Genomic DNA, 24,385 nt, shown 5'->3' on the forward strand with positions numbered 1-24,385 from the left:
TAGACTTGATTCTTAATGAATCTTAACTTAATGGTTTTTGAGTCGGTTTGGTTTATTGTATATCTTTTGTCAATTAAAATTTAGACAGTTTTTTATACCCTGAATTATTTGGGCAGATAAACCAGGTACTTTTCTTCAAAATACGGCTCGGTAAACAGGTCGCTGATGGCGATGATATGCGGACGGGTGCCGCTCTCCGAGATTTCCTGTGCCAGGTCGCCGCCCTTTAAACAGATCAGACCGGGAGCATGTTCGCCTTTTTCAATCAGCCGGAGGGGATGGGCTGTTTGGTCCTTCCGGATCAGCGGCCGGCTCCATTGCCAAAGGTCTTTTAACGGGGCCACTGCCCTTGATACCACAAAATCAAATTTTTTATCTTTTACATCTTCGATACGGCAATGCCGGGTGCGGATGTTTTTTAAACCAATCGCTTCCGTCACGGCATCTACCACTTTTAGTTTTTTGCCAATACTATCCACCAGCAAAAAATCAACTTCGGGAAAGAAGATGGCCAGCGGAAGGCCCGGAAACCCGCCGCCAGCACCCAGGTCGGCGATTTGTGTCCCCGGCCGGAAGCCGAACATCGTGGCAATGCTCAGGGAATGCAGCACGTGTTTTTCATAAAGACTGCCAATGTCCTTACGGCTGATCACATTTATTTTTTCATTCCATTCCTGGTACAATCCCTCCAGGGCCTTAAGCTGCTCCAGTTGCGCAGGGGTAAAATCATCAAAGTATTTCAGCACGATATCCATTCTGCAAAGAAAACGATTTTTGGAAACCTGGAAATTTGAAAATTTGAAAATGTGAGAATGTGGCAATAGGCAATAGTGAATAGTCAATCAATACCGTTTTCTTAAGAGCGGGTTTCAGGTTTGAGGTTTAACGTTTCAGGTTAGATGCAATTTTACTAAGAGTTGTGTTGAAATATATGCATGGGGCAGGCGATAAAAAAGCTTAAGGAAACGACATTGAATAGTGAATGGGAAGGAGACGGGCTTTCAGTTCACAGTTCTGCTCATTGAGTATGAAACGAAATCCAGCGTTAAACTTTGAACTTTAAACCTGGAACAAAAAAAACGCCTGTGTATAACCCTGTTAATAAGTGGTCCAGAAATAAAGATTTTTTTCTACCCTTTTAAGGGTCTAAATTCGCTTCCTGATTTCACAGGGATTGTAGCGGCATCCCCTCTAAAATCAATAAATTTAAGGTTGGAAAAATGCCCCCGAAGATCATCGGCGCATCACTGATGGTACAGGAGGTTCTGTCTTAATGGCGGAAAAACAGCGCTTTTAGTATAATGGAATTATCGAATGTAAATAAAGACAGGAAGCAGAAACGCAGAACAGCGGTTGACCTGGGAACGATGGTTTACGGGAAAGTGCCCCCCCAGGCCCGGGAGCTTGAGGAAGCCATTTTAGGCGCCATTATGCTGGAGAAAAATGCGTTTGATGCTGTTATCGAAGTATTAAAGCCAGACTGTTTTTATGTAGATGCCAACCAGCGGATTTTTCGTGCCATGCAGTCGCTGGCCAATAAAAGTCAGCCTATCGATATCCTCACGGTGGTAGAAGAACTAAGGACCCGGGAGGAACTGGAAATAGTGGGTGGGGCATATTATGTGACCCGGCTCACCAATGCCGTGGTTTCTGCGGCCAATATTGAATCGCATGCCCGCATTGTACTGCAAAAGTTCATCCAGCGGGAGCTGATCCGGATCAGTGGTGAAATCATTAATGATGCCTTTGAAGACAGTACGGATGTATTTGAACTGCTGGATGATGCGGAATCCAAATTGTTTGAAATAACCAACTCGCACCTGCGCAGTACGATTCAACCGATTGATTCGGTGCTGGTTAAAACCATCCAACGGATTGAAGATCTGCGGCACCGGAATGAAGATATTACCGGGGTGCCCAGCGGATTTAAACTGCTGGATAAGGTTACCTATGGCTGGCAGAATACGGACCTTATTATCCTTGCGGCACGTCCTGCTGTGGGAAAAACGGCGTTTGCGCTCAACCTGGCGCGGAATGCCGTCATGAACAAGATGAAAGAGCATCCAACGCCGGTGGCTTTCTTTTCTTTGGAGATGAGTGCGGCACAGCTGGTACAGCGGGTGCTGTCGGCAGAAAGTGAGATTATGCTGGAAAAGATTGCCCGGGGCAAAATGGAAGATCATGAGATGAAGCAGCTCTATACCAAGGGGATCCAGCGTTTGTCACAGGCGCCTTTGTTTATTGATGATACACCGGCGCTGAACATTTTTGAGCTGCGGGCAAAATGCCGCAAACTCAAAAATAAACACAACATCGGTATGATCATTATCGACTACCTGCAGCTGATGAGCGGCAGTGGCGATTCCAAAGGCAACCGGGAACAGGAGATCAGCTCCATCAGCCGGAACCTGAAAGGATTGGCGAAGGAATTGAGTGTGCCCATTATTGCACTATCCCAGTTAAGTCGTGCTGTGGAACAGCGGGGCTCCAAAGACGGTAACCGGGTACCACAGTTGAGTGACCTTCGGGAGTCGGGCGCTATTGAGCAGGATGCTGATATGGTTATGTTCCTGTACCGCCCGGAATACTATGATATGAACACGAATGCAGAGGGTGAAGACCAGCGGGGACTTACCGAGGTGAAAATTGCCAAACACCGGAACGGCTCGCTCGAAACGATTAAACTGAAAGCGCTGCTGCATATTCAAAAATTCATTAGCTGGGAAGAAGATCCCTATAATATTATGGCCACGCCCGGCAGCAGCTGGAAGCGGATTGATGAGGAAGAAGGCGGCGGCGGCGGGGCGAAATTGTTCCAGGTAGAAAGCAAGATGAATAAGATGAAGGATGATGAGTTTGACAACCTGGAGGATGCGCCTTTTTAATTTGTTCCGGGTTTAAAGCCCGGGGTTCCATGTTGGGACCTGAAACCTCGAACTTGAAACAACCATTTGCATTTTGCAACTTCCTTTTTTTTATATCAGCGCATACACGCCCGGTGAAACGAACATCGTACTGGATGAAAATAACTCACGCCATATCGTGCAGGTATTGCGGATGCAGGCAGGAGAACCCCTGCATCTTACAGATGGAAAAGGGCACCTGCTGACGGCCGCCATTGCAGAACCGCATAAAAAACATTGCTCCGCAACCGTATCCGATGTCGTTTTTACGACACGCCGAAATCCACAGACCACTATCGCTATTTCCTTATTAAAAAATGCAAATCGTTTTGAATGGTTCCTCGAAAAAGCAACGGAGATCGGCGTGGCGGGCATCATTCCGCTAATCTGCGATCGTACCGAAAAGGAACGTGCAAAGGCAGAACGGCTGCAGAATATCCTGGTGAGCGCACTCCTGCAAAGCCGCCAGGTATGGTTGCCGCAAATGCCGGAGCCGGTACAGTTTGCAAACTTTATAAAAGACCCGGAAGTGCTGACCATACCCCGGAAGCTGATTGCACATTGCCTCGAAGATGAAAAGTATTCCCTCAGCAGCCGGCGGGCGGATGAGAACAGCATCATCCTGATAGGGCCGGAAGGTGATTTTACAACGGAAGAAATTGGTGCCGCACTGGCAAACGGATATCAGCCGGTAACCCTTGGCGCCACCCGGTTACGTACAGAAACGGCAGGCGTGGTGGCAGCTGCGTTACTTTGTGTACGGTAGGAGCGCGTTCCTCAAACATCCTTTTCATCGAGTGAGAGTACCACTTCATTAATGCGCGGGGTCATTTTTCTTAATGCAATGTTGGCCGTTTGTAACATCTTCCTTGAAGCAATAGCACTTTCTTTATGCGCATGTTTATCGGATAAATAAATGACCTCTTTAATGCCGGACTGAATGATGGCCTTGCTGCATTCATTGCAGGGAAACAGGGCGGTATAGATCTTGCAGCCACTCAGGTTCATGCCAATATTGTTTAAGATCGCATTCAGCTCTGCATGGCAAACATAGGGATACTTGGTTTGCAGGAATGAACCCTCTTTTTGCCAGGGAAAATCATCATCACTGATGCCCGAGGGTAATCCGTTATATCCCACTCCTACGATCTTATTCTGCTGGTTAACAATGCAGGCGCCCACCTGGGTAGAAGGGTCCTTGCTTCGCTTACCCGATAACAGGGCCACCCCCATAAAATATTCGTCCCAGGAAATGTAGTCGGTTCTCTTTGACATATTGCTTCTGTTCCTGTAAATATACAGCAGATAGAGCAATTTGATAATTTGAAAATTTGAGGATGTGAAAGTGTGAAAATGTGAAAGTGTGAAAGTGTGAGAATGGGGGGACGGGAAATCAATACCGTTTCCTCAAGCCAGATGTTGAGCCGGGAAGACGTAAATCCGGGGAGGGTATTGGGTTTGGCGCATTCCTGAAGTTTCGGGACTTGTGCCGCTTTGCGTATGTGCGCCAACTTAGGAAGCGGTCTGTTTCCATGAAATATAGCACGGGTAAGCCTTTCAAGTCAGGAGGATCGCATCTTTTAATGGCAAACAGGTGCAGCGCGCTGTTGACCCTTATAACGATGAGCGTCCAAAACCTCCCGCAGCCGCAGCGTGGCGGTAATTTCGCAAGCCGGACTTGTACTACCCGCAATGATTACCAGTGCGCTGCACGTTCAACTTCAAACCTCCTGTCGAATACCATTATATTTGCATAAACCCCATTATGATGAAGGCCATCCACAACGGTGTTATTTACACAGGCAATGAGGTGCTAACGGAACATTGTATCCTGGTGCATGAAGGCCGGGTTCTTGCCGTACAAAAGGAGATTCCGGAAGCCGCCATGCCGGTTGACCTGGGTGGCAAAAACATTGCCGCGGGTTTTGTCGATATCCAGCTGAACGGTGGCAGGGAACGCTACTTTTCAAAAGACCCGGATAGGGAAACCCTCAGGGATATGTACCAGGCAAGCAGGATCCATGCCACGCCCTTTTTCCTTACGACCCTCATCAGTTCTCCGCAGCCGGTAATCCATGCGGCTATTGATGCGACCCGTCATTTTAACGCGGAGCGGCCGGGGCTGCTGGGCATGCACCTGGAGGGTCCCTTTATGAATCCTGCAAAAAAGGGGGCGCATAATGAACGGGTGATCCGTAAGCCTATGGACCGGGAGCTGGATGAGATTATTGAGCAGGGCAAGGGTGTAATAAAGATAATGACGATTGCACCCGAGTGTTTTACCGATGCACAGCTGGAGCGCCTGCTCAAAACGGATATAGTGTTGTCTGCCGGCCATTCAATGATGAACTACCAGCAGGCACAGCGTTATTTTTCTATGGGAATTAACCTGGTTACGCATCTTTTTAATGCCATGACCCAACTGGGACACCGCGAATGTGGTCTGGTGGGCGCAACTTTTGACAATGAGGCGGTATATGCACCCGTTATTCTGGATGGCGGGCATTGTCATTATGCGGCGGCCCGGATCGCCTACCGGCAGAAAAGAGATAAATTGTTCCTCATCAGCGATGCTTCATTCCTTGGCCGGCAGATGCCGCGGTTCGATTGGGAGGGACTGGATATTGAAATGGTTGACGGATATTACCGTGATAAAGCCGGAAATCTGGCAGGGGCGGCCATCTCAATACCTGAAGCGATGAGGAATGCGATGGAGTTTGTTGGGGTTTCATTACAGGAGGCCGTGGCGATGGCTACCAGCCGGCCTGCCCGGGCTATCCGGATGGAGGATCGCATTGGGTTTGTAAAAAAAGGCTATCCGGCGGTTTTTTCGGTGTTTGACAATGGACTGACCACTTATGAAACGCTGGATCTTTCCTGAAAGGGAATATTTATGTACTTTTGCAGCATAATCGGATGCGAATGGCAATAACTCCAGGACCTCTTTTGCAGCAAGTGAATACACCTGCAGATCTGAAAAAGATACCGGAAGACAAACTTCATGAATTTTGTGATGAGCTAAGGCAGTATATCATCGATGTGGTGAGTGTGCACGGTGGGCACTTTGCCGCCAGCCTGGGAGTGGTGGAGTTGACGACTGCATTGCATTATGTGTACAACACCCCCGAGGATCTGCTGGTATGGGATGTGGGGCACCAGGCCTATGGCCATAAGATCATCACCGGCCGCAGGGATCGTTTTGAAACCAACCGGAAATATAACGGACTGAGCGGGTTTCCCAAAATAGCAGAAAGCCCTTACGATACATTTGGAGTGGGCCATTCGTCTACGTCCATCTCCGCCGCCCTCGGTATGGCTATTGCTGCTAAATACAAGGGTGAAAACGAACGGAAAGTGGTAGCCGTTATTGGTGACGGATCCATGACGGCAGGTATGGCCTTTGAGGCAATGAATCATGCCGGCGTATCCAATACGGATATGCTGATCATCCTTAACGATAATGGTATTGGTATCGATCCGAATGTAGGTGCGCTGAAAGAGTACCTCACTGATATTACCACTTCTCCCAAATACAATAAATTTAAAGACGATGTGTGGAATGCGTTGAATAAGCTGCCGGTGGGCAAGAGCATATCCAAAAGCATCGGGCATAAACTGGCTGAAGGATTAAAAGGGATGCTCAACAGCAATGCCAACCTCTTTGAAGCGTTGAAGCTGCGGTATTTCGGGCCTATTGATGGGCATAATATCACCAAACTGGTAGACACTTTAAAAGATCTGAAGCAGATCGGGGGACCCAAGATCCTGCATGTGATCACCACAAAAGGGAAAGGGTATGCATTAGCAGAAAAAGATCAGACCAAGTGGCATGCACCCGGCCTGTTTGATAAAGTGACCGGTGAAATTATCCGCAAAACCTTTGATACGCCGCAGCCCCCCAAATACCAGGATGTATTTGGTAAAACCATTATTGAGCTGGCCGAAAAAAATGATAAAATCTTTGGGATCACCCCGGCTATGCCATCGGGCAGTTCCTTAAAATACATGATGGAGCAAATGCCTAACCGGGCATTAGATGTGGGCATTTGCGAACAGCACGCTGTTACGCTCAGTGCGGGTATGGCCACCCAGGGGCTGCGTGTTTTCTGCAATGTATACTCTTCGTTTATGCAACGGGCCTATGACCAGGCCGTGCATGACGTAGCCATTCAGCAACTGCCGGTGGTCTTTTGCTTAGACCGTGCGGGGCTGGTAGGCGATGATGGCCCCACACATCATGGCTGCTATGATATTGCCTATTTTCGCTGTATTCCCAATATGATTGTTAGTGCGCCGATGAATGAATCCGAATTGCGGAACCTGATGTATACGGCCCAGCTGGAAAAAACAGGCCAGCCGTTTGTGATCCGCTATCCGCGCGGGGAAGGGGTGATGCCGGACTGGCGTAGGCCGATGGAAGAAATTACCATCGGCAGGGGCCGAAGGCTGAAGGAAGGAAAAGATATAGCCATCCTGAGTTTTGGTCACCCCGGAAATTTTGCCGCCGCCGCCATCCGTTCATTACAACAGGATGGTATACTGCCGGGACATTATGATCTGCGTTTTGCAAAGCCCCTCGATGAAGCGCTGTTGCACGAAGCCTTTCAGCAATATCCCAAACTGATTACCGTGGAAGATGGCACGGTAGCTGGTGGTATTGGATCTGCAGTATTGGAGTTTATGGCTGCGCATGGATATAAGAACGAAGTGCGGATCCTGGGTATCCCGGACCGTATCGTTGAACATGGGACACCAAAGGAACTCTACCGGGAGTGCGGATTTGATGCCGATGGCATTGCAACCACTGTAAGGGAAATGATGAGCGAAAAAATAACCGTTACAACGGAAGGGCTTAGGGTTTAAGTCATTTGTTTGAGGTTTAAAGTTTAAGGTTCAACGTTAGCTGTTGTTTCATATCCTGTGTGCAATCCCATTTCCACATTTCCACGTCCTCAAATTTTCAAATTTCCACATTGCCCTCAATCCACTTTCTCCTTCGGTGATGCCGAAAGCGGCTGTTTCTTTTGATCCACAACCGCTGGTTCCACCCGTTTTTGCAGGGATGAATCCGGTACGGCGGGTTTAGAAGTATCCGGTCGCCCAGGGTTTTGCAGCAGCATTTCCCGCTGCGTTTGTCTCCGTACATTCCGGAAGATCTCGCCGAGTGTATCAAATTCTTTCCGGAAGGAAATACCCCCTCCGGTCCGTTTTAGTTTTGCGGCACCCGTGCTATTGGTGGTGAGGTAATCCAGGTTTTCACGATAAAAGAAATTCAGACGGATGCTGCCGCTCTGGTTCAGCATCCAGGCGGCGGTAACATCGGGCAGAAACTGCACTGTTTGCTGGATTGAAGATTGCAGGGGTACTTCCATCGAGCTACCCAACGAAATCACAAACCGGTCTTTAAACAGGGGAACCAGTATGGCCCCGTTTACGTTGGCCTGATTAATGTCAAAATTGCTGCTGGGGGTGGCCAGAATGTTCCGGTTGTATACAGAGCCGTTAAAGACAACGCTCACGTCGGCCCCCAGGATCTTTGTAAGCTCATTGTTCAGCTTTTTATTGATCTCATTAAAGAAGAGCCCCGATAAACTGGAAATGGTGTTGTAGGTAAACTCATTTACCGTACTGCCAAAGTTGGCTCCTGTTTCCGGTGGGGCAAAGCTGTTGAATACGATGAGGTAGGTTACCTGCCGGGTTACTTCATTATCATTGTTTTCTATCTGCTGCAGGGCATTGGTAACATTAAAATCGTTGCGGTACTTGCTGCCGGGGTCCAGCTCCAGCCGGAATTTGAAATCGGGTTTCGATAACAGCCCGGTAAGCAACGCTGTTACATATACGTTTTCCCGGGTGTTGGCATAGGCCTGGTCGATGTTGATCTTTGCCAGCGGCGAAAAACTTACCCGTTCGGCTTTATACTGGGCTTCCAGGTTCAGGTTGGCCTTCACCGGATCTCCCGTCCAGGAGATGTAGTTTTCGCCCCCCTTTTTTATTTCAAATGGTTTTTTGAAGAAAGACTGGAACGTGTAATTATAACTCCCTTCCGTGATGTCGAAACGCCCGTGAATGCTTAAGGGATCGGTAGTGCCGGAGTGGATGTTGAGGGTGCCGGATCCTCTCCCTTTGATTTCATCACCCGTAAGATCGTCCATCACGAATTTCATTTCCACCTTTGGGTTGGCGGTTACATCCAGATCGTAAGTAATCTTGCTGGTTTTATCGCGGTAAATGCTGTCGTCCATGGCTTCCCCATATTTACGTTCTACCAGCCAATCGGGCATCTGTCCAGCTTTTGAGCTGGATGAGGCAATAGTGAAACTGCTTTCATCCCTTGGGGAGGCGATGGCATCTATTTTCATGTAGGCATTGTCCTCTTGCCCCACCAGCGAAAAGGAACCCGTGGCCCTTACCTTCCCGTAAAAAGTTTTGTTGTCATTGTACGTAGTGTTCAGCACCTGTACCGGCCGGTTATTGGCAGCGCCGCGGGTGCCGGGTTTACGGGTAGATACGTTTACGTCAAAGAACATATCCCTAAAAGAACTATGTGTGATATTGCCCCGCAGATAAACGGGATTGTTGGTAATGGTATCGCGCAATACGATGCCATCCAGGTTGATCTCGTTTTCTTTAAGCTCTATTTCATTGTCCTCAAGCGCATAATAGCACTGTGTAAAGTTTACACGAAGCCCCGCTTTGTGCAGTCTTCCCTTGCCTACAATATTTAGCTGGTCAAACGGCCCTTTCAGATCGAATTTTCCGGTGATTTCTCCCTGCATATCGGAAAACAGGAAACCAAGAAACCGGTTGATATACCGGATGTCAAAGCTGGTGGCATTCAATGAAATGATATTGTTGGCCTGGCTTTGCCGGTCTTTTAAAAAGAGATTCATGTTAAAGGCCAGGTCTTTCTGCTGCGGATGTCTTGTTTGCCCGTTTGCTACCAGCTCCATGGTGGCCAGGTCAAAAACCATCCGGGCAGTTACGTTACCAATCGAATCATTGTCGAACCGGATTGCGTTGCCCATAAAATTATTGGAAGTGACCCGCATGTTTTTTCCAGGGTTTTCCAACAGGAAATCTCCGGATATCATTCCCTCCAGCCGGTTATCGGGTACAATATATTTGGAAAGATCGCCCAGGTTCAGATCCTTCAAGGTAACAGCAATATCGTTCCAGCTGCCCACATCCGAGGGCAGGGTACGGATGCGGATCTCCTGCTTGCTTTCCCGCAGCACCAATTGTCCGTGTGCCGGCACATTCCGGCGAAACTCCAGCTCGCCCTGGTTTTCAATATTCCAGGTTTTTCCGTTCAGGACAAATGATGAAGGAGCAAACTCGATTTTTACCCCGTTATTATAGGTGCGTACAACGGTGTTGAGTCGGGCCTGGTCCAAACCGGCAGTGCCGCCCGAATAAAGCATCACCCGCGAAACATCGCTCTTAGCCGAAATATTAAAGAGGGCCAACGGCACGTTTAAACTATCGCCGATGAGGATATTCGTTGTGCGCCCGGTGAGGGAAAGGCTGTCATAGTTGCCGCTGCCCGAGATGGAAACGTCGTTGAATTTAAACCGGTCGTAACTAAAGAAGGGTACTTCCGCTTCCAACGTCAGGCTATTGGTAAATGTGTTGATGCTGCCGTTGATAACGGTATTATTAAATCCTCCCAGACTACTGTCAATGATAGGAGCAAAGTTGTCGAAGTTTTGTGTTTTTATTTCAAAGGAAAACGCCTGTTCTTTAACAGTGCGGGATGGCTGTTTGATATAGGCAGGGTAGTAGCGGTTCAGGAATCCGGTTACTGAATTGGGAAGATCGCGGATATTATAGATGCCAAACAGGTTTAATGAAAACTCATTGGACGCAATATGAAGCCTTTTTTTATCGCCTGCGAGCGATGACTCAATGGCTAACGAATCAAAGGATAGAGGCGCCTCATTCCGTACCAGCACCGCATCGGTGATAGTGGCGCGACCCAGGAAGTCATCGATGGACTTGCCGGTAAACTGGGCATTGATTTTCCCAGAAAGCACCAGGTGCTCCTGCAGTAAGTTCAGGGTTTTAAACTTGATTGTCCGGATATCGGAAACGAAATTAAATGCAGGGGTGGCTTTACTAAAGTCTACAAGACCGTTCAGGTCCAGGTCTATAGCAGGGTCATTGACCTTGAGCTTGCCGTCAAAGACCTTGTTGTTGATCTCGCCATCGGCAATAATATTTTTATAACGGTACTTATTGAAGTCAACGTAATTGACATTGGCCGCGAGGGCAACACTTCCGCTGGTTGGGTCAAACCCGGCGCCCTTTAGTTTGGCTTTGAAACTGACAAACCCCAGTTCCTCGTTCTTTAACAGAGGCCCCAGGTTGAAATTGTCCGTGGACACACTTCCGGAATAAACGGGATTGCCGCCCTTCGGAATTTTCATATTTACGTCCGTCTTTACGGTTCCAAGGCCTGTGCGCAATGTTCCAAAGGTTACAAAGTCGCGGATAAAGCCGGTATAGCTTCCTACAAAATTCAGGTACTGCAGACGGGAGAGGTCCGGAATGTCGATTTTTTTTAATGCGGGGGCAAAAGAAAGCGCATCTGAATATGTGGTACGGAAGTCGTTCGCTTTAATATCAATAAAAGTTTCTTCGATTTCGGGCAGCCCGCTCAGCGATGCATCCCCGGTAAAATAGGTTTGATTTCCTGCCTGGATCTCAAGCTTGTGGCCCGTAAGCGAGGCCACGGGTCCTTTAATGATTCCGCTTAAAAAAATCTTCTTTTTCCAGGTGCGCATGGCCGGCGCAAAAAAAGCAATATCATCACTGTTGATATTCGCCTTTTTGAAACGTCCTTCCATATGAACGTCCGAAATAAAATGATTCATCTGGGCGAAGCTGGCAAACTTCATACTGAAATAGTCCGTTAGCCGGCTGTCGTTGGTTTGCAGATCGAGGTTGTTAAACGTGATTTCTTTGGGTGTTACTTTGGCATTGGCATCCAGGTTTCTTACTACAAGCCCGCTTCGCTCCCGGGTGGTAAGGGCAATATGGGTGGTAATGGTATCCATCCACCAACGTACTTTTTTAAGATCAATATCGATCTTTGAAAATTCGATATGCTGCCCGTCAAAAGCGCCGTCATCCGGAGGTATGGAGTCGTTGTCTGTTTTAAAAGTACCGTTGTTGATGGTAACGTTCCCTGCTTTGACCTCCCATTTGCCGCTATTCCATTCAAGATCACCGGGTTCCTTGTTTTTGGGCTGTTTGGGTTTGCTGGCCGGGCGGTCTGTTTTGGGTATTTCAGGTTTGTTGCCCTTGTAGGAACGCAGGGCCACATAGGGTTTGTTAATGACCAGGGTGCTGATATCGATAAGCTTTTTGTCAAAATCAACGTGTTTCGGATCTAAATGGAGCGAAGTAAGGGAAAATGTCAGGTCCTCACCCGTCCAGCCATCTCTTTTTTTCAGAAGGATATTCTTCAGGTCCACTTCTTTAAAAGCGATATTGACCGCCCCCTCCTTTTTGGACGTTTTGCTTGCCGGGGTACTGAAGTAGTCCAGCAGGAACTGGTGGCGCCAAACGGAATCGGTTCGCTGCAGCTGGATATAGGCATCGGTTAAACCGATGTATTTTAATTCGATATTTTTTTTAATAAAGAACCAGTCGGTAATATTGACGGTGACGGAACCTGCGCTCAGGATCGTATCCTTCTGCCGGTCCTCAACCAGCACTCCGCGCAGGTGCATTTTATTAAAAAAGGAGAAATCAACATGCCGGATATCAATCCGGGTTTGAAGATCTTTTGACAAGCGTTTTGTTACTTTGCTGATGAGCCAATTCTGAACTCCCGGCGTTTGCAGCACCAGCCACAGGATAATAACAAGGCCTGCAAGCGTTCCCGCAACAATGAGTAATATCTTTTTTAGTTTCTTCAGTAAATTACACGATTAAAATATTTGTAAAAGTACTTTATTCGGGGAGTACAGGCAAATTTGCGAAGGTTCTATCATTAATTTTATAATTTTAATTACAAGGATACGGCGTTGCTTTGCAAGGGGCTGCACAACCGTTTCTGAAAGTATATTTAAAAATCGGGTATGCGTAAATTATTGTATTTGATCCTGCTTTTGGGGGTAGTAACGGGTGCCGGGGCACAGCAGTTTGGCGGTAATCCTCCATCTGTGCGCTGGCGGCAGATAAGTACAGATACGGTGCGGGTCATTTACCCCCGGGGGCTGGATTCCACAGCAAGGCGCGTGGCGGCGATTGTTCACCGCCTGGCCGCCGGAACCTACCACCCGCTGGGAAACCGGCTGAAGAAGATCGATGTCGTTTTGCAAAACCAGCCCGTGAACTCCAATGGCTATGTGAGCCTGGGGCCATTCCGGAGCGAGTTTTACCTTACCCCGCCGGCAGATAATTTTGATCAGGGTAGCCTGCATTGGCCCGATCACCTGGCGCTGCATGAGTACCGCCATGTAGAGCAGTATAATAATTTTAACCGGGGGCTTAGCCGTGTAATGAAAACACTTTTTGGTCAGGAGGGCTATGCGTTGGCCGTGAGTGCGGCGGTGCCCAACTGGTTTTTTGAAGGAGATGCCGTTTACCAGGAAACCAGCCTGTCTGCCCAGGGCCGGGGGCGTATGCCTTCTTTTTTAAAGGCTTACCCCTCTTTGTGGAATGATGGCAAGCAATATAGCTGGATGAAACTGAGGAATGGATCATTGAAGGATTATGTACCCAATCATTACGACCTGGGTTACCTGCTTACCAACTATGGCTATGCGCAATACGGACCGGGTTTTTGGGGAAAAGTGGCTGCTGATGCCGCTGCTTATAAAGGATTGCTATACCCCATGCAGCAAGCCATCAGAAGATATACCGGGCTTTCGTACAGGAAGTTTACAAACAAGGCCTTTGATTTTTATAAAGATCGCTATGGCTTGCAGACAGCAGGAACCTATACGGATAGTGCACTTGCCTTGCTGCCGGCAGATCACAAAACCCTTACCAGTTACTATTATCCTTACCAGGTAGGGGCCGATTCCCTGCTTTATTTAAAAGTATCCAATAAACAACGGCCTGCTTTTTATATCCGGAGCAAGGAGTGGGAGCATCGCCTGCGTTTCAGGGATATCAGCAGTGAGCGGCAGTATGGTTATGCCAACGGCCGGATCGTGTATGCTGCCATTGAAACGGATCCGCGCTGGGCCTGGAAAACATACAGCGCGCTGCGGGTGCTGGACCTGCAATCCGGTAAACAGCGGCGGCTTACAAAAAAGACCCGCTATTTTTCCCCGGATATTTCGACAGACGGCAGCCGGATTGTTGCTAATAAAGTGGACTTGCAGGAACATTCCTCCCTCGTGGAGCTGGATGCCGGCAGCGGGAACCTCCTCCGGGCTTTTTCGGCAGCCGGCATTGATTATTTTGCAAATCCGAAAATCATCGATGCCAACCGGGTAGTGGCTGCTATCCGGGAGATGAAGGGGACTTCTTATATCGGGATCATCGATCTTCAACAGCAACATGTCCGTGCGCTTACCCCCGCTTCCTTTAAAACGGTAGGGCAGGTTGCCATAGCAGGCGATACCGTTTATTTTACCGGATCGGATGGTTTAAAAGACCAGATCTATTCGGTAACGATAACTTCCGGCACATTGCGAAAATTAAAGAGCAGGGAAAATAACAGCTACTTTGTAAACGCTGGGCCCGGCAGGCTTACCTGGAGCCAGTTTACAGCCGATGGTTTCCAGCTCCGGCAGTTACCAACAGCGGCGGCTGAGTGGGATCCGGTGAGCCCCGGTTTCTTTACGGCCGGTACTACGGGGATCATCAGTGATACGCTCATGGCGGGAAACGGCCCGCTGGATGGGGAAGCTCCGCTACCGGTTTCAAAAAAATATGGATCATTGACAAGACCCATCAATCTCCACAGCTGGCGGCCAAACTATGATGATCCCGAATACAGCTTTGCCATCTATGGCAACAATACACTGAACACTACCGAAACACAATTGTATTATTTATATAACGAAAATGACCGTACGCATGCCGTTGGCGGCAATATTACGTATGCAGGATGGTTTCCTTATATTGGTATTAATACCCAATACCGGATGAACCGCCATCAGCAGGTACAAAAAAAGCTGAAGGAATGGGATCAATGGGATCATTTTCTGTCGCTGACGGTTCCGTTGAGCTGGAATGACGGGCGCTGGTTTCGCTTTTTTAATGCAGGCAGCAGTATCGGCTACCGCCAGGACCGTACCAAGGGCGTAAACAAGGCATTGTTTCCCGCGGCAGATTTTGGCTATATAACTCATAGCCTGGGCTTTGGAACACAGGTGCAGCAGGCCGTACAGGATATTTATCCCCGCTGGGGTCTTAGTATCAGCGGCCAGTACCGGTATGCGATCAATAAATGGAGCAGCCAGCAGCTTGTTGCAAAAGGAGCGGTGTACCTGCCCGGGCTTTTTGCCACCCACAGCTTTATATTGGGCGCGGGTTACCAGGAGGCTTTTTCCAAAGACCGGCTTTTTGGCAGCCGGATCAATTTCGCAAGAGGATTTAACGGCCCCGATTCTGCCCGCATTGCAACCGTTACGGCCAGTTATCATTTGCCTCTGTGGTATCCGGATTGGGGCTTTGCCAATATTTTTTATCTGCGGCGTGTAAGAGGCGCCGCCTTTTACGATTATACGGCTGTTAATGGCCGGCAGCGGGGTAGTTATACAGGGTTCCAAAGTACCGGAGGCGAAGTTTACCTGGATACCCAATGGTGGAACCAGCATCCGCTTACCTTTGGCTTCAGGATGGGCCGGCTGTTAACCCCGGACCCTGTAACGCCCGGCAGGCGCTGGTTTTACGAGGTGATCCTTCCGGTGAGCCTTATACCAAGGTAGGGATTACTCTTTTGGAGCGTCCTCTGCATTTAATAACAGTTGAATGAGTGCGGTAATATTCCTGTGCTGATCTTCCATTATAGTAACTTTTTCCCGTTTGATAACCAATAACGCTGGATATAGATCAGCCGTGATCCGGCCGACCGGATGGTCTGCAGGTTTTTAAAACCCGTGTGAGGATTGGCGGGGAGACGCATATTTTTTGCCGGGGCTCCCGCCGGCTTTTCTGGTCTGTTAACTTCCACTGTTTTTGTGTAAATCTTTATCAGCTGTAGATTTTTACTGGCAGTATCGAGATAGGAAAGGTTGTGGAATGTTGAACGGGTCACCCGTACAATTTGTGAAGTGTCGATCCGGAAACGCCAGGGGTCGGGGATCAGCCGGTCATTCAACATCAGCACCGTATAAGGCGTTAGTTTTATTTGGTGCAGGGCTAAAAAATCTTCTGCGCTAAGGTACTGCCGGGAATCCTTGGTATGTACAACGACAACACCACCGGCGCCCCTGCTGCCATACAGAGCAACCGCTTCTTTTCCTTTTAATATGGTAACGGATTCAATGTCTTCGGGAGGTAGGTAGTCCAGGTTGTCGATGATGGTAGAATCCACAATAAAAAGCGGGGACACCGTTGGAAGGCCTGCAGCCGTTTGTGCTAATGCAGCCGTAATACTCAACAGCAATCCAGTCAGAAACGCGAAGCATTGTTTTTTCATGCGCGTAAATGTTTTGGCCTGTAAAGGATTTTTTTCAGGATGCAGTCTGCCGGCTTTTTACACAAGACGGTTAGACATTACTCTTTTGCAATTACCGAAAGGCCGTGTTTGATCTTGTTGGCCTGGTGCAGTAGATCGGCTTTTTCATGGCTCATAATGGTAACATGCCCCATTTTACGGCCCGCCTTTGTTTGTTTTTTCCCATACAGGTGAAAAAAAGCGTTTTCTATTTTCAGCATCTCATCCAATCCTTCATACACCGCATCGCCGGAATAGCCTTCCTTACCCAGGATATTGAGCATTACCGAGGGCATAATGGCATCGGTATGTCCCAAAGGGTAGTTTAGGAGGATGCGCCATACCATATCAAACTGGGAGCTGTAGTGGGCTTCAATCGTATGATGCCCGCTGTTATGTACCCGGGGGGCGGTTTCATTCACCAGCACTTCACCATCGGGGGTTACAAACAATTCCACGGCAAAAATGCCGGGAGAGTTGAAGTTTTTTACCGTTGATAAAGCGATGGCCTCCGCCTTCCAGTAGGTCTTTTCTTCGAGATCTGCCGGGCATAGCTGAAAGTCGAGCAGGTTCAGTGTTTTGTCAAACACCATCTGAACGGCAGGATAAATGGCGATCTCGCCCGAACGGCTGATGGCGATCATTACTGCAATTTCCCTCGCTACATCTACTTTTTTTTCGAGCACCGACATGGTGTCAAAACCTTTTGCCACGTCTTCTTCGTTTTCGATGATCTGAACGCCGCGTCCATCATAGCCGCCTTCTGCAATTTTATGCACAGCCGGAAAGAAATGCGCCTGTTCAGATAGCTCCTGGATATTGTGGGTGAGGATGTACGCTGCCGTGGGGATCTGATGGTCGGTATAGTATTTTTTCTGGGCCGCCTTATTGCGGATGGTACGCAGTACAGATGGCCGCGGAATAATAGTGACCCCTTCTTTTTCCAGGGCTTCCAGCGCATCTACATTTACGTTTTCAATTTCAATGGTAAGCGCATCCAGCCCCTTCCCAAATGCATATACTGCGTCATAATCGCGGATGTCGCCTTTTATAAAGTGATGGCACAGGTGGGCTGCCGGGCAATGGTCATCGTTTTCGAGAATATATGTTTCTACAGGATAGTTGGCTGCTGTTTGCAGCAACATTCTTCCCAATTGACCGCCTCCAAGAATCCCTACTTTTTGCATGGCGCAAAGATATGAGATTTGAAAATTTGAAAATTTGAAAATTTGCAGATGCGGGAATGTGAGCATGGGCATTCAACCTGAAGGGGATCCGGGTGCCGGGCTCCAAAAAAAATATCATTATTTTAGCGCTCAAAATAATTTTTATGCGTATCGATTATGCAGCAACGGCTCCCGAAGGATATAAGACCCTGTTGGCCATGTATGGCTATTTAAGAAAAACGAGCCTGGCTCCGGCCCTTTTGCACCTGGTGTACCTGCGGGTATCGCAGATCAATGGTTGTCCCTATTGTGTAGACCTGCACTGGAAAGATGCCGTTGCGGCGGGAGAGAAGCCACGAAAGCTGAACGGGATTTCTAACTGGAAGTATATGCCTTTTTTTACGGGAGCAGAAAAAGCCGCATTGGCGTTTGCAGAGGATATGACCTTGCTGCCGGGCCGGGAAGTGAGCGATTCTGTTTTTGAAGTGGCGCGGCAGTATTTTAATGACAAGGATCTTACTGATTTGGCATTGGCCATAGCGCACATGAACATGCTCAACCGCGTAGCTATCGCTTTTCATAAGCTGCCGGAATTGTAAAAGCGGACCGGGGCCCGCTTTTGTTCTTAACTTTTGTATACGGCGCGTTTTTTTAGCGCTGCCGCTCTAAACAGGATTTATGATCAGATCCTGCTCAGCAACTCTTCACCAATAGCATCGGTGCCCAGTATTTTTTCCTTAGGCGTTGTGGCATCTGCAATGTCGCCGGTACGGAAACCCGCTTTTAGTACCTGGTCAACTGCATTGATTACATCTTCGCTTTCCTGTTTCATTCCAAAGGAAATATCCAGCAATAGTGCTGCGGATAGCACGGATGCCATAGGATTTGCAATTCCCTTGCCGGTTATATCGTGTGCGGATCCGTGAATGGGTTCGTAAACTCCGGTTCCGTCCCCGATGGAGGCCGATGCCAGCATCCCCATGGAGCCTGCAATCTGGGAGGCTTCATCGGTAAGTATGTCGCCAAAAAGATTGGCTGTAACTACCACATCAAAGCGTTTGGGGTCTTTAATGAGCAGCATGGCAGTTGCATCTACAAACTGATGCTCTACCTGCACTTCGGGGTATTCCTTAGCCACCTGTTGTACCACTTCGCGCCAAAGGCGGCTGGTTTCAATTACGTTGGCTTTGTCAACGGAGCATAGTTTTTTTCCACGGGTCATAGCCGCATCAAATGCCTTGCGTGCAATGCGCTCCACTTCATAGCGGCTGTATTGTGCAATATCAAAAGCCGTGTAGCCATTGTCTTTACGGCCTTTTTCGCCAAAATAAATATCACCGGTCAGTTCGCGGAAAAAAAGAATATCAGCGCCTTTCAGGATCTCCGGTTTAATGCTGGAGGCGCTCAGGAGTTCATCAAAAAGTTTGATGGGGCGCAGGTTGGCATATAGTCCCAGCTCTTTCCGCATTTTCAGCAAACCCTGTTCCGGGCGTACTTTGGCAGACGGATCATTGTCGTATTTCGGATGCCCCACGGCGCCAAACAGCACCGCATCCGATTTTTTCATTTTCTCCAGGCTCTCATCGGGGAGCGGGTTTCCGGTTGCTTCGATGGCCGCATGGCCGATCAGCGCTTCATCGTATGTGAACTCATGACCATATTTTGCTGCAATTTTATCCAGTACTTTTTTACCTACAGCAGTTACTTCCTGTCCGATCCCGTCTCCGGGCACAATGAGAATATTTTTTTTCATGCGTTTGTTTTATTTGATTTTAACCAGTTCACCCGTTTTTATAGAAATTTTTTAAAAGACCGTCCTGGTGGGCCTCTAAGTTACAGGAAGCGCACCTATTTTTTTCAAAAAAATAAGGAATGACCTTTTTTGCTGCAACAGCTGTCCGGCAGGGGCGGTTATGCGGTGTGTTTGCTTCTGGGTTGAGTTTCAACTGCGGACCTTTTGTGTCATTGCCACTGAAACGCAGAAATACAGATTCTTTTAATGCTGCGATGATTGCATTGCTGTTTCAATTGGAAAAGCCCAAAGCCTTCAGTGTCTCAGCGCTTCTGCGGCAAACAGATGCCCCTGCAATTTTTCTATACCAAATTCAGCATCTTTTGCGTGGCTTTAATGGCCGCTACCGTTTGGTCGCTATCCAGGCCGGTGGTGGTAAACTCGCGCCCGTTGTGGTTCCAGGTAATGATCGTTTCACAAAGCGCATCCGATTTTCCGCCGGGCGGGATCCGTACAATATAGTCGGTGAGCTTGGCCAGGGGTAGTTTTTTTTGTGCATAAATCTTGCCGAGCGCATTCATAAATGCATCATACTGCCCATCGCCTTGTGCGTTCTCTTCTACAATGCCATCTTCAAATCTGATGCGTACGGTGGTAGAAGGGCGCATATTTTTAGAGTGGGTGAGCACGTAGTCTTCAACATGCACTTTTTCTGCAACGGTATTGCTGTCCAGCACATCAGAAATGATAAAGGGCAGGTCGTCCTGCGTTACCGTTTCTTTCCGGTCGCCCAATTCAATAATGCGCTGGGTTACTTTCTTCAGATCTTCATCCGCCAGCTGGATGCCTAATTGTTGGAGGTTGTTTTCGATATTGGCCTTGCCGGATGTTTTGCCGAGGGCATATTTGCGTTTGCGCCCAAAGCGCTCGGGCATCAGGTCGTTGTAATACAGGTTCTTTTTCTTATCACCATCGGCATGAATGCCGGCGGTTTGGGTAAATACGTTTTCGCCGACTACCGGTTTGTTGGGCGATACCCGAAAGCCGGAAAATGCTTCCACCAGCTTGCTGATTTTGTATAATGCTTTTTCGTTGACGCCGGTCTTAACGGTTTTCTGAAAATCATTCAGTACGGCTACAATGCTGGCTAATGGCGTGTTTCCCGCCCGTTCGCCCATGCCGTTAACCGTAAGGTGGAGTCCACGGACGCCGGCTTTTACCGCTTCCAGTGCATTGGCAACCCCAAGGTCATAATCATTATGCCCATGGAAATCAAAATGCAGCTGTGGATACCGTTCTGTGATCTCCGCAATATAGCCGTAGGTTTCGGACGGAATCAGGATGCCCAGTGTGTCGGGCAGCAATACTCTTTTAATGGGTTGCTTCGCAATAAAGTCCAGATATTGAAATACATATTCTTTGGAATTGCGCATCCCGTTGCTCCAGTCTTCCAGGTATACATTGGAGTCGATTCCTTTTTTCTGTGCTTTTTTAATAACGGAGGCAATGTCTTTGAAATGTTCTTCCGGTGTTTTTTTGAGCTGGTGTGTGAGGTGATTCAGCGATCCTTTTGTAAGGATGTTCATCACTTTTGCGCCTGCTTTTTGCACCCAGTTGATGGAAGTATCGCCATCCACAAAGGTCAGTACTTCTATTTTATGCAGATGCCCGTTTTCCTTTGCCCAATCTGTAATGCGTTTTACCGCCTGAAACTCCCCTTCCGAAACACGGGCAGAGGCAATTTCGATACGGTCTACCTTTACTTCCGTGAGAAGTAACTGGGCAATAGTCAGTTTTTCTGTTGCTGAAAAAGATACACCACTGGTCTGTTCTCCGTCCCGCAGTGTGGTATCCATTATTTCGATATAGTAAGGTGCGGCTCCTGCTTTTGAATTGTATTTAACTTGGGAAGACATTTTTTAATAAATAAGTTTTAAGCGATCCGGCGTTTTAAAATTTTACATACTACGGGAAGCTTTTATAGATACTCCCTCTGCTCATAACTGTTATCAGTATAATATCGGGTCTTATGTACTCGCAACCTATCCGATAATTGCCTATTCTTATCCGATAATAGTGCTCGTTCTTTTTTCCTTTCATTTTTTTATAATCGATTCCTTCCGCCGATTCGAGCGTGGCCGCAATTACAAGTTGATGTATACAAGTATCTACATCCTTTTTTACTTTTGCGGGCAGTGTTTTCAGATCTTTAAAAAAAGACGGTTTGAATTTTACTTCCATTCCGCGGTTAGCTTTTTATAATCATCCAGTGACAGGGTTTCTTCAGATTTCCGGCTACGCATGATTTCGAGCATTACATAGTCTTCCACATCTTCATTTACACCGGTTATAGCCTCCACAATATCCTTCACTTCTTTATCGGTCCAGCTTTGGCGCTGCTTTTTTACGGCAAATGCGGAAGCGCTAAGCCCTATTTTTTTCGCAATAAAATCATTGCGATAGCCGGAGATATCCAAAAGTTTTGGAATGTTTTCTTTTATCAGACGGTATTGGTCAATAATTTGCAGCATATTATTGTTATTTAAAATCTTGCTTTTTGATATAATTTATATCAAAGTTACGCAAAAAGTATAATATCCTGTTTTTAGACGGTTCGGCCTCAAAAACTTTCAATCCCGCATTTTATCAGTGATGGAATTGTTATTAGGAATGTTTGAAAAACTATTTTAATACAGACTTTTATCTGCAAAGGCGCCAATTTCCTCCTTCATGGATTGCAGGTAGTCGATGTCATCAAAGCCGTTCATCATGTTATGCTTTTTATAACCATTGATGTCGAAACCTTCTTTTTCTCCGGTGGCCAGGATGGTAACGGTTTGTTCGGCAAGATTTACCTCAATTTCGGTTTTAGGATCGGCTTCGATGGCCCTGAATATTTTGTCAACAAAGGTCTCGCTTACAGTTACCGGCAGCAAACCGATGTTGAGCGAGTTTCCTTTAAAGATATCTGCAAAAAAGCTGGAGATCACACAACGGAACCCATAGTCGTAAATGGCCCAGGCCGCATGCTCGCGGCTGCTGCCGCTGCCAAAATTTTTGCCACCTACCAGGATCTTGCCGGAGTAGATGGGATTGTTCAAAACAAAGTCTTGTTTGGGGGTATCATCGTTATTATAACGCCAGTCGCGGAAGAGATTATCGCCAAAACCCTTACGCTCCGTGGCTTTCAGGAAGCGTGCGGGAATGATCTGGTCGGTATCCACATTTTCGATGGGTAAAGGAACCGCCGTGGATGTTAGTATTGTAAATTTATCGTATGCCATTTTTTTTGTTTAAAGTTTAAAGTTTCAGGTTCCTGTTCTTTGTTATTGATGTATAGTAGTGAAGGAACGTTCATCTTCTAATGTTGCGTAAACTCCCGGATCAGTACTGCAGTACAAGTGTGCGACGCAACGCAGCTGATAGTAGTATTGTAGCTGGGTAAATAACCATTGATTATTGCCTATTAACCATTCACTTCTTCTATCAGCTCCCGCGGGTCGGTTACCACGCCGGTTACCGCTACCGCAGCAGCCACATAGGGACTTGCCAGCAGGGTACGGGCTCCGGGTCCCTGGCGGCCTTCAAAGTTGCGGTTGCTGGTGCTTACCGCATATTTGCCGGCGGGGATCTTATCTTCGTTCATCGCCAGGCAGGCGGAACATCCGGGTTGGCGCAGTTCAAAACCGGCTTCGTTCAGCACCTCCAGGATGCCTTCTTCTTTGATCTGGGCTTCCACGATATGAGAGCCGGGAACCAGCCAGGCGGTAATATTATCGGCTTTCTTTTTGCCCTTTACAATGGATGCAAAAGCCCTGAAATCTTCAATACGGCCATTGGTACAGCTACCCAGGAATACGTAGTCGATCTTTTTACCCAGGATCGCATCCCCTTCTGCAAAGTCCATATAAGCCAGTGATTTTTTGTAGGAGGCTTCACCGTCTTTTACTTCTGAAGCTTTGGGGATATGATTGGTGATACCTGTTCCAAGACCCGGGTTGGTACCGTAAGTGATCTGGGGCTCGATATCGGCAGCGTCAAAGTGCAGTTCCTTATCAAATACAGCATCCTCATCAGTTTTCAGGGTTTTCCAGTACGCAAGGGCGGTATCCCAATCGGCTCCCTTAGGCGCTTTGTCTTTCCCGTTGATATAGTCGAACGTGGTTTGATCAGGTGCAATCATACCGCCGCGTGCACCCATTTCGATGCTCATATTGCACACGGTCATACGGCCTTCCATGCTCATATTTTCGAAAACCTCACCGGCATATTCTGCAAAGTAACCTGTAGCGCCACTGGCTGTGATCTGGGAGATCATATACAGCGCCACATCTTTGGGCAGTACTCCTTTGCCCAGTTTGCCGTTGATGGTGATCCGCATTTTTTTGGGTTTGGGCTGCATAATGCATTGGGATGATAACACCATTTCCACTTCGGAAGTACCAATTCCAAATGCGATGCTTCCAAAAGCACCGTGGGTAGAAGTATGCGAGTCGCCGCAAACAATGGTCATTCCCGGTTGGGTGATGCCGTTCTCCGGCCCCACCACGTGCACGATCCCGTTTTTAGGGCTGCCCAATGCCCACAAAGAAATGCCCCATTTGGTGGCATTGCTGGAGAGCGCTGCCAGCTGGTTGGCTGATAAAGGATCTTTGACGGGCTGGTCCTGGTTCATTGTTGGCGTATTATGATCCGCTGTAGCGAAAGTGCGTTGCGGGTACATTACAGGAATTCCCCTGTTTTCAAGACCAAGAAATGCCACCGGACTGGTTACCTCATGAATAAAATGACGGTCAATAAACAGTACATCCGGGCCATCTGCGATAGGGCGCACCACATGGGCGTCCCAAACCTTATCAAACAATGTAGTAGCGTTGCTCATTATAAAACTTGAATTGTTATTTAAATATATCCAATTGAGTGCTTGTAAAATTAGACAAATTTTTAATGGAATAGC

17 protein-coding genes are annotated in these 24,385 nt (G+C 47.8%); 6 read left to right on the top strand and 11 right to left on the bottom strand.

Going from position 1 to position 24,385, the window contains the following annotated elements; genetic code table 11:
- Positions 1 to 104 precede the first annotated feature (104 nt).
- Positions 105 to 755: a 16S rRNA (guanine(527)-N(7))-methyltransferase RsmG gene (rsmG, locus tag GGU45_RS16490; protein WP_435226570.1), complete on the bottom strand. Its 651-nt coding sequence runs from the start codon at positions 753 to 755 to the stop codon at positions 105 to 107.
- Positions 756 to 1,301: 546 nt separating this feature from the next.
- Between rsmG and dnaB the strand changes: the two genes are divergently transcribed.
- Together dnaB and GGU45_RS16500 are read left to right on the top strand one after the other, a co-directional pair.
- A complete protein-coding gene (gene dnaB / locus GGU45_RS16495) occupies positions 1,302 to 2,885 on the top strand; it encodes a replicative DNA helicase (RefSeq protein ID WP_435226572.1) in 1,584 nt (527 codons plus the stop codon).
- A 73-nt stretch (positions 2,886 to 2,958) separates the two neighbouring features.
- A complete protein-coding gene (locus GGU45_RS16500; protein ID WP_435226574.1) occupies positions 2,959 to 3,669 on the top strand; it encodes an RsmE family RNA methyltransferase in 711 nt (236 codons plus the stop codon).
- 11 nt (positions 3,670 to 3,680) lie between these two features.
- Here the strand turns inward: GGU45_RS16500 and GGU45_RS16505 are convergent, their stop codons facing one another.
- On the bottom strand, positions 3,681 to 4,178 hold the full coding sequence (locus GGU45_RS16505; RefSeq protein WP_435226576.1) for a deoxycytidylate deaminase: 498 nt from the start codon (positions 4,176 to 4,178) through the stop codon (positions 3,681 to 3,683).
- Between the two features lie 490 nt (positions 4,179 to 4,668).
- Here GGU45_RS16505 and nagA point away from each other — a divergent pair, with 490 nt between their 5' ends.
- Both nagA and dxs read left to right on the top strand, forming a co-directional pair.
- Entirely contained in the window at positions 4,669 to 5,784 is a 1,116-nt protein-coding gene (gene nagA, locus GGU45_RS16510) for an N-acetylglucosamine-6-phosphate deacetylase (protein ID WP_435226578.1), read from the top strand.
- A 41-nt stretch (positions 5,785 to 5,825) separates the two neighbouring features.
- Complete coding sequence (gene dxs / locus GGU45_RS16515) at positions 5,826 to 7,766, top strand: 1-deoxy-D-xylulose-5-phosphate synthase (protein WP_435226580.1); 1,941 nt, start codon at positions 5,826 to 5,828, stop codon at positions 7,764 to 7,766.
- 116 nt (positions 7,767 to 7,882) lie between these two features.
- Here the strand turns inward: dxs and GGU45_RS16520 are convergent, their stop codons facing one another.
- Positions 7,883 to 12,757 (bottom strand): translocation/assembly module TamB domain-containing protein, encoded by a 4,875-nt coding sequence (locus tag GGU45_RS16520; protein WP_435226582.1) that lies wholly within the window; start codon positions 12,755 to 12,757, stop codon positions 7,883 to 7,885.
- Positions 12,758 to 12,991: 234 nt separating this feature from the next.
- Here GGU45_RS16520 and GGU45_RS16525 point away from each other — a divergent pair, with 234 nt between their 5' ends.
- Positions 12,992 to 15,799, top strand: a complete 2,808-nt coding sequence (locus tag GGU45_RS16525) for a TolB family protein (protein ID WP_435226584.1) — start codon at positions 12,992 to 12,994, stop codon at positions 15,797 to 15,799.
- A 77-nt stretch (positions 15,800 to 15,876) separates the two neighbouring features.
- Here the strand turns inward: GGU45_RS16525 and GGU45_RS16530 are convergent, their stop codons facing one another.
- Both GGU45_RS16530 and GGU45_RS16535 read right to left on the bottom strand, forming a co-directional pair.
- Positions 15,877 to 16,512, bottom strand: a complete 636-nt coding sequence (locus GGU45_RS16530; protein WP_435226586.1) for a TonB-dependent receptor plug domain-containing protein — start codon at positions 16,510 to 16,512, stop codon at positions 15,877 to 15,879.
- A gap of 77 nt (positions 16,513 to 16,589) precedes the next feature.
- A complete protein-coding gene (locus GGU45_RS16535; protein WP_435226587.1) occupies positions 16,590 to 17,717 on the bottom strand; it encodes a 5-(carboxyamino)imidazole ribonucleotide synthase in 1,128 nt (375 codons plus the stop codon).
- Positions 17,718 to 17,860: 143 nt separating this feature from the next.
- Between GGU45_RS16535 and GGU45_RS16540 the strand changes: the two genes are divergently transcribed.
- A complete protein-coding gene (locus tag GGU45_RS16540) occupies positions 17,861 to 18,295 on the top strand; it encodes a carboxymuconolactone decarboxylase family protein (protein WP_435226589.1) in 435 nt (144 codons plus the stop codon).
- Positions 18,296 to 18,378: 83 nt separating this feature from the next.
- Here GGU45_RS16540 and leuB read toward each other — a convergent pair whose 3' ends face one another.
- The 6 genes from leuB to leuC form a co-directional block, all read right to left on the bottom strand.
- Positions 18,379 to 19,449: a 3-isopropylmalate dehydrogenase gene (gene leuB / locus GGU45_RS16545; protein WP_435226591.1), complete on the bottom strand. Its 1,071-nt coding sequence runs from the start codon at positions 19,447 to 19,449 to the stop codon at positions 18,379 to 18,381.
- A gap of 341 nt (positions 19,450 to 19,790) precedes the next feature.
- Positions 19,791 to 21,344 (bottom strand): hydroxymethylglutaryl-CoA lyase-like TIM-barrel protein, encoded by a 1,554-nt coding sequence (locus tag GGU45_RS16550; RefSeq protein WP_435226593.1) that lies wholly within the window; start codon positions 21,342 to 21,344, stop codon positions 19,791 to 19,793.
- Between the two features lie 49 nt (positions 21,345 to 21,393).
- On the bottom strand, positions 21,394 to 21,669 hold the full coding sequence (locus GGU45_RS16555; protein ID WP_435226595.1) for a type II toxin-antitoxin system RelE family toxin: 276 nt from the start codon (positions 21,667 to 21,669) through the stop codon (positions 21,394 to 21,396).
- The gene (locus GGU45_RS16560; RefSeq protein ID WP_435226597.1) at positions 21,660 to 21,959 is read right to left on the bottom strand and encodes a hypothetical protein; all 300 of its coding nucleotides are present in this window, start codon (positions 21,957 to 21,959) and stop codon (positions 21,660 to 21,662) included. The genes GGU45_RS16555 and GGU45_RS16560 overlap by 10 nt, the downstream gene beginning before the upstream one ends.
- Positions 21,960 to 22,115: 156 nt before the next feature.
- Positions 22,116 to 22,712, bottom strand: a complete 597-nt coding sequence (gene leuD, locus GGU45_RS16565; RefSeq protein ID WP_435226598.1) for a 3-isopropylmalate dehydratase small subunit — start codon at positions 22,710 to 22,712, stop codon at positions 22,116 to 22,118.
- A gap of 182 nt (positions 22,713 to 22,894) precedes the next feature.
- Complete coding sequence (leuC, locus tag GGU45_RS16570; protein ID WP_435226600.1) at positions 22,895 to 24,310, bottom strand: 3-isopropylmalate dehydratase large subunit; 1,416 nt, start codon at positions 24,308 to 24,310, stop codon at positions 22,895 to 22,897.
- Positions 24,311 to 24,385: the final 75 nt, after the last annotated feature.

The sequence above is a fragment of the Niabella hirudinis genome, from assembly GCF_051201075.1.
In the GTDB taxonomy this organism is placed as follows: domain Bacteria; phylum Bacteroidota; class Bacteroidia; order Chitinophagales; family Chitinophagaceae; genus Niabella; species Niabella hirudinis.

Bases quoted from the DNA above. Each gene is read 5' to 3' on its own strand.
- GGU45_RS16560 (WP_435226597.1), bottom strand. From the start codon at position 21,959: ATGCTGCAAATTATTGACCAATACCGTCTGATAAAAGAAAACATTCCA.
- leuC (WP_435226600.1), bottom strand. From the start codon at position 24,310: ATGAGCAACGCTACTACATTGTTTGATAAGGTTTGGGACGCCCATGTG.
- GGU45_RS16540 (WP_435226589.1), top strand. From the start codon at position 17,861: ATGCGTATCGATTATGCAGCAACGGCTCCCGAAGGATATAAGACCCTG.
- GGU45_RS16555 (WP_435226595.1), bottom strand. From the start codon at position 21,669: ATGGAAGTAAAATTCAAACCGTCTTTTTTTAAAGATCTGAAAACACTG.
- rsmG (WP_435226570.1), bottom strand. From the start codon at position 755: ATGGATATCGTGCTGAAATACTTTGATGATTTTACCCCTGCGCAACTG.
- GGU45_RS16530 (WP_435226586.1), bottom strand. From the start codon at position 16,512: ATGAAAAAACAATGCTTCGCGTTTCTGACTGGATTGCTGTTGAGTATT.
- nagA (WP_435226578.1), top strand. From the start codon at position 4,669: ATGATGAAGGCCATCCACAACGGTGTTATTTACACAGGCAATGAGGTG.
- GGU45_RS16550 (WP_435226593.1), bottom strand. From the start codon at position 21,344: ATGTCTTCCCAAGTTAAATACAATTCAAAAGCAGGAGCCGCACCTTAC.
- leuD (WP_435226598.1), bottom strand. From the start codon at position 22,712: ATGGCATACGATAAATTTACAATACTAACATCCACGGCGGTTCCTTTA.
- GGU45_RS16525 (WP_435226584.1), top strand. From the start codon at position 12,992: ATGCGTAAATTATTGTATTTGATCCTGCTTTTGGGGGTAGTAACGGGT.
- GGU45_RS16535 (WP_435226587.1), bottom strand. From the start codon at position 17,717: ATGCAAAAAGTAGGGATTCTTGGAGGCGGTCAATTGGGAAGAATGTTG.
- GGU45_RS16505 (WP_435226576.1), bottom strand. From the start codon at position 4,178: ATGTCAAAGAGAACCGACTACATTTCCTGGGACGAATATTTTATGGGG.
- dnaB (WP_435226572.1), top strand. From the start codon at position 1,302: ATGGAATTATCGAATGTAAATAAAGACAGGAAGCAGAAACGCAGAACA.
- leuB (WP_435226591.1), bottom strand. From the start codon at position 19,449: ATGAAAAAAAATATTCTCATTGTGCCCGGAGACGGGATCGGACAGGAA.
- dxs (WP_435226580.1), top strand. From the start codon at position 5,826: ATGGCAATAACTCCAGGACCTCTTTTGCAGCAAGTGAATACACCTGCA.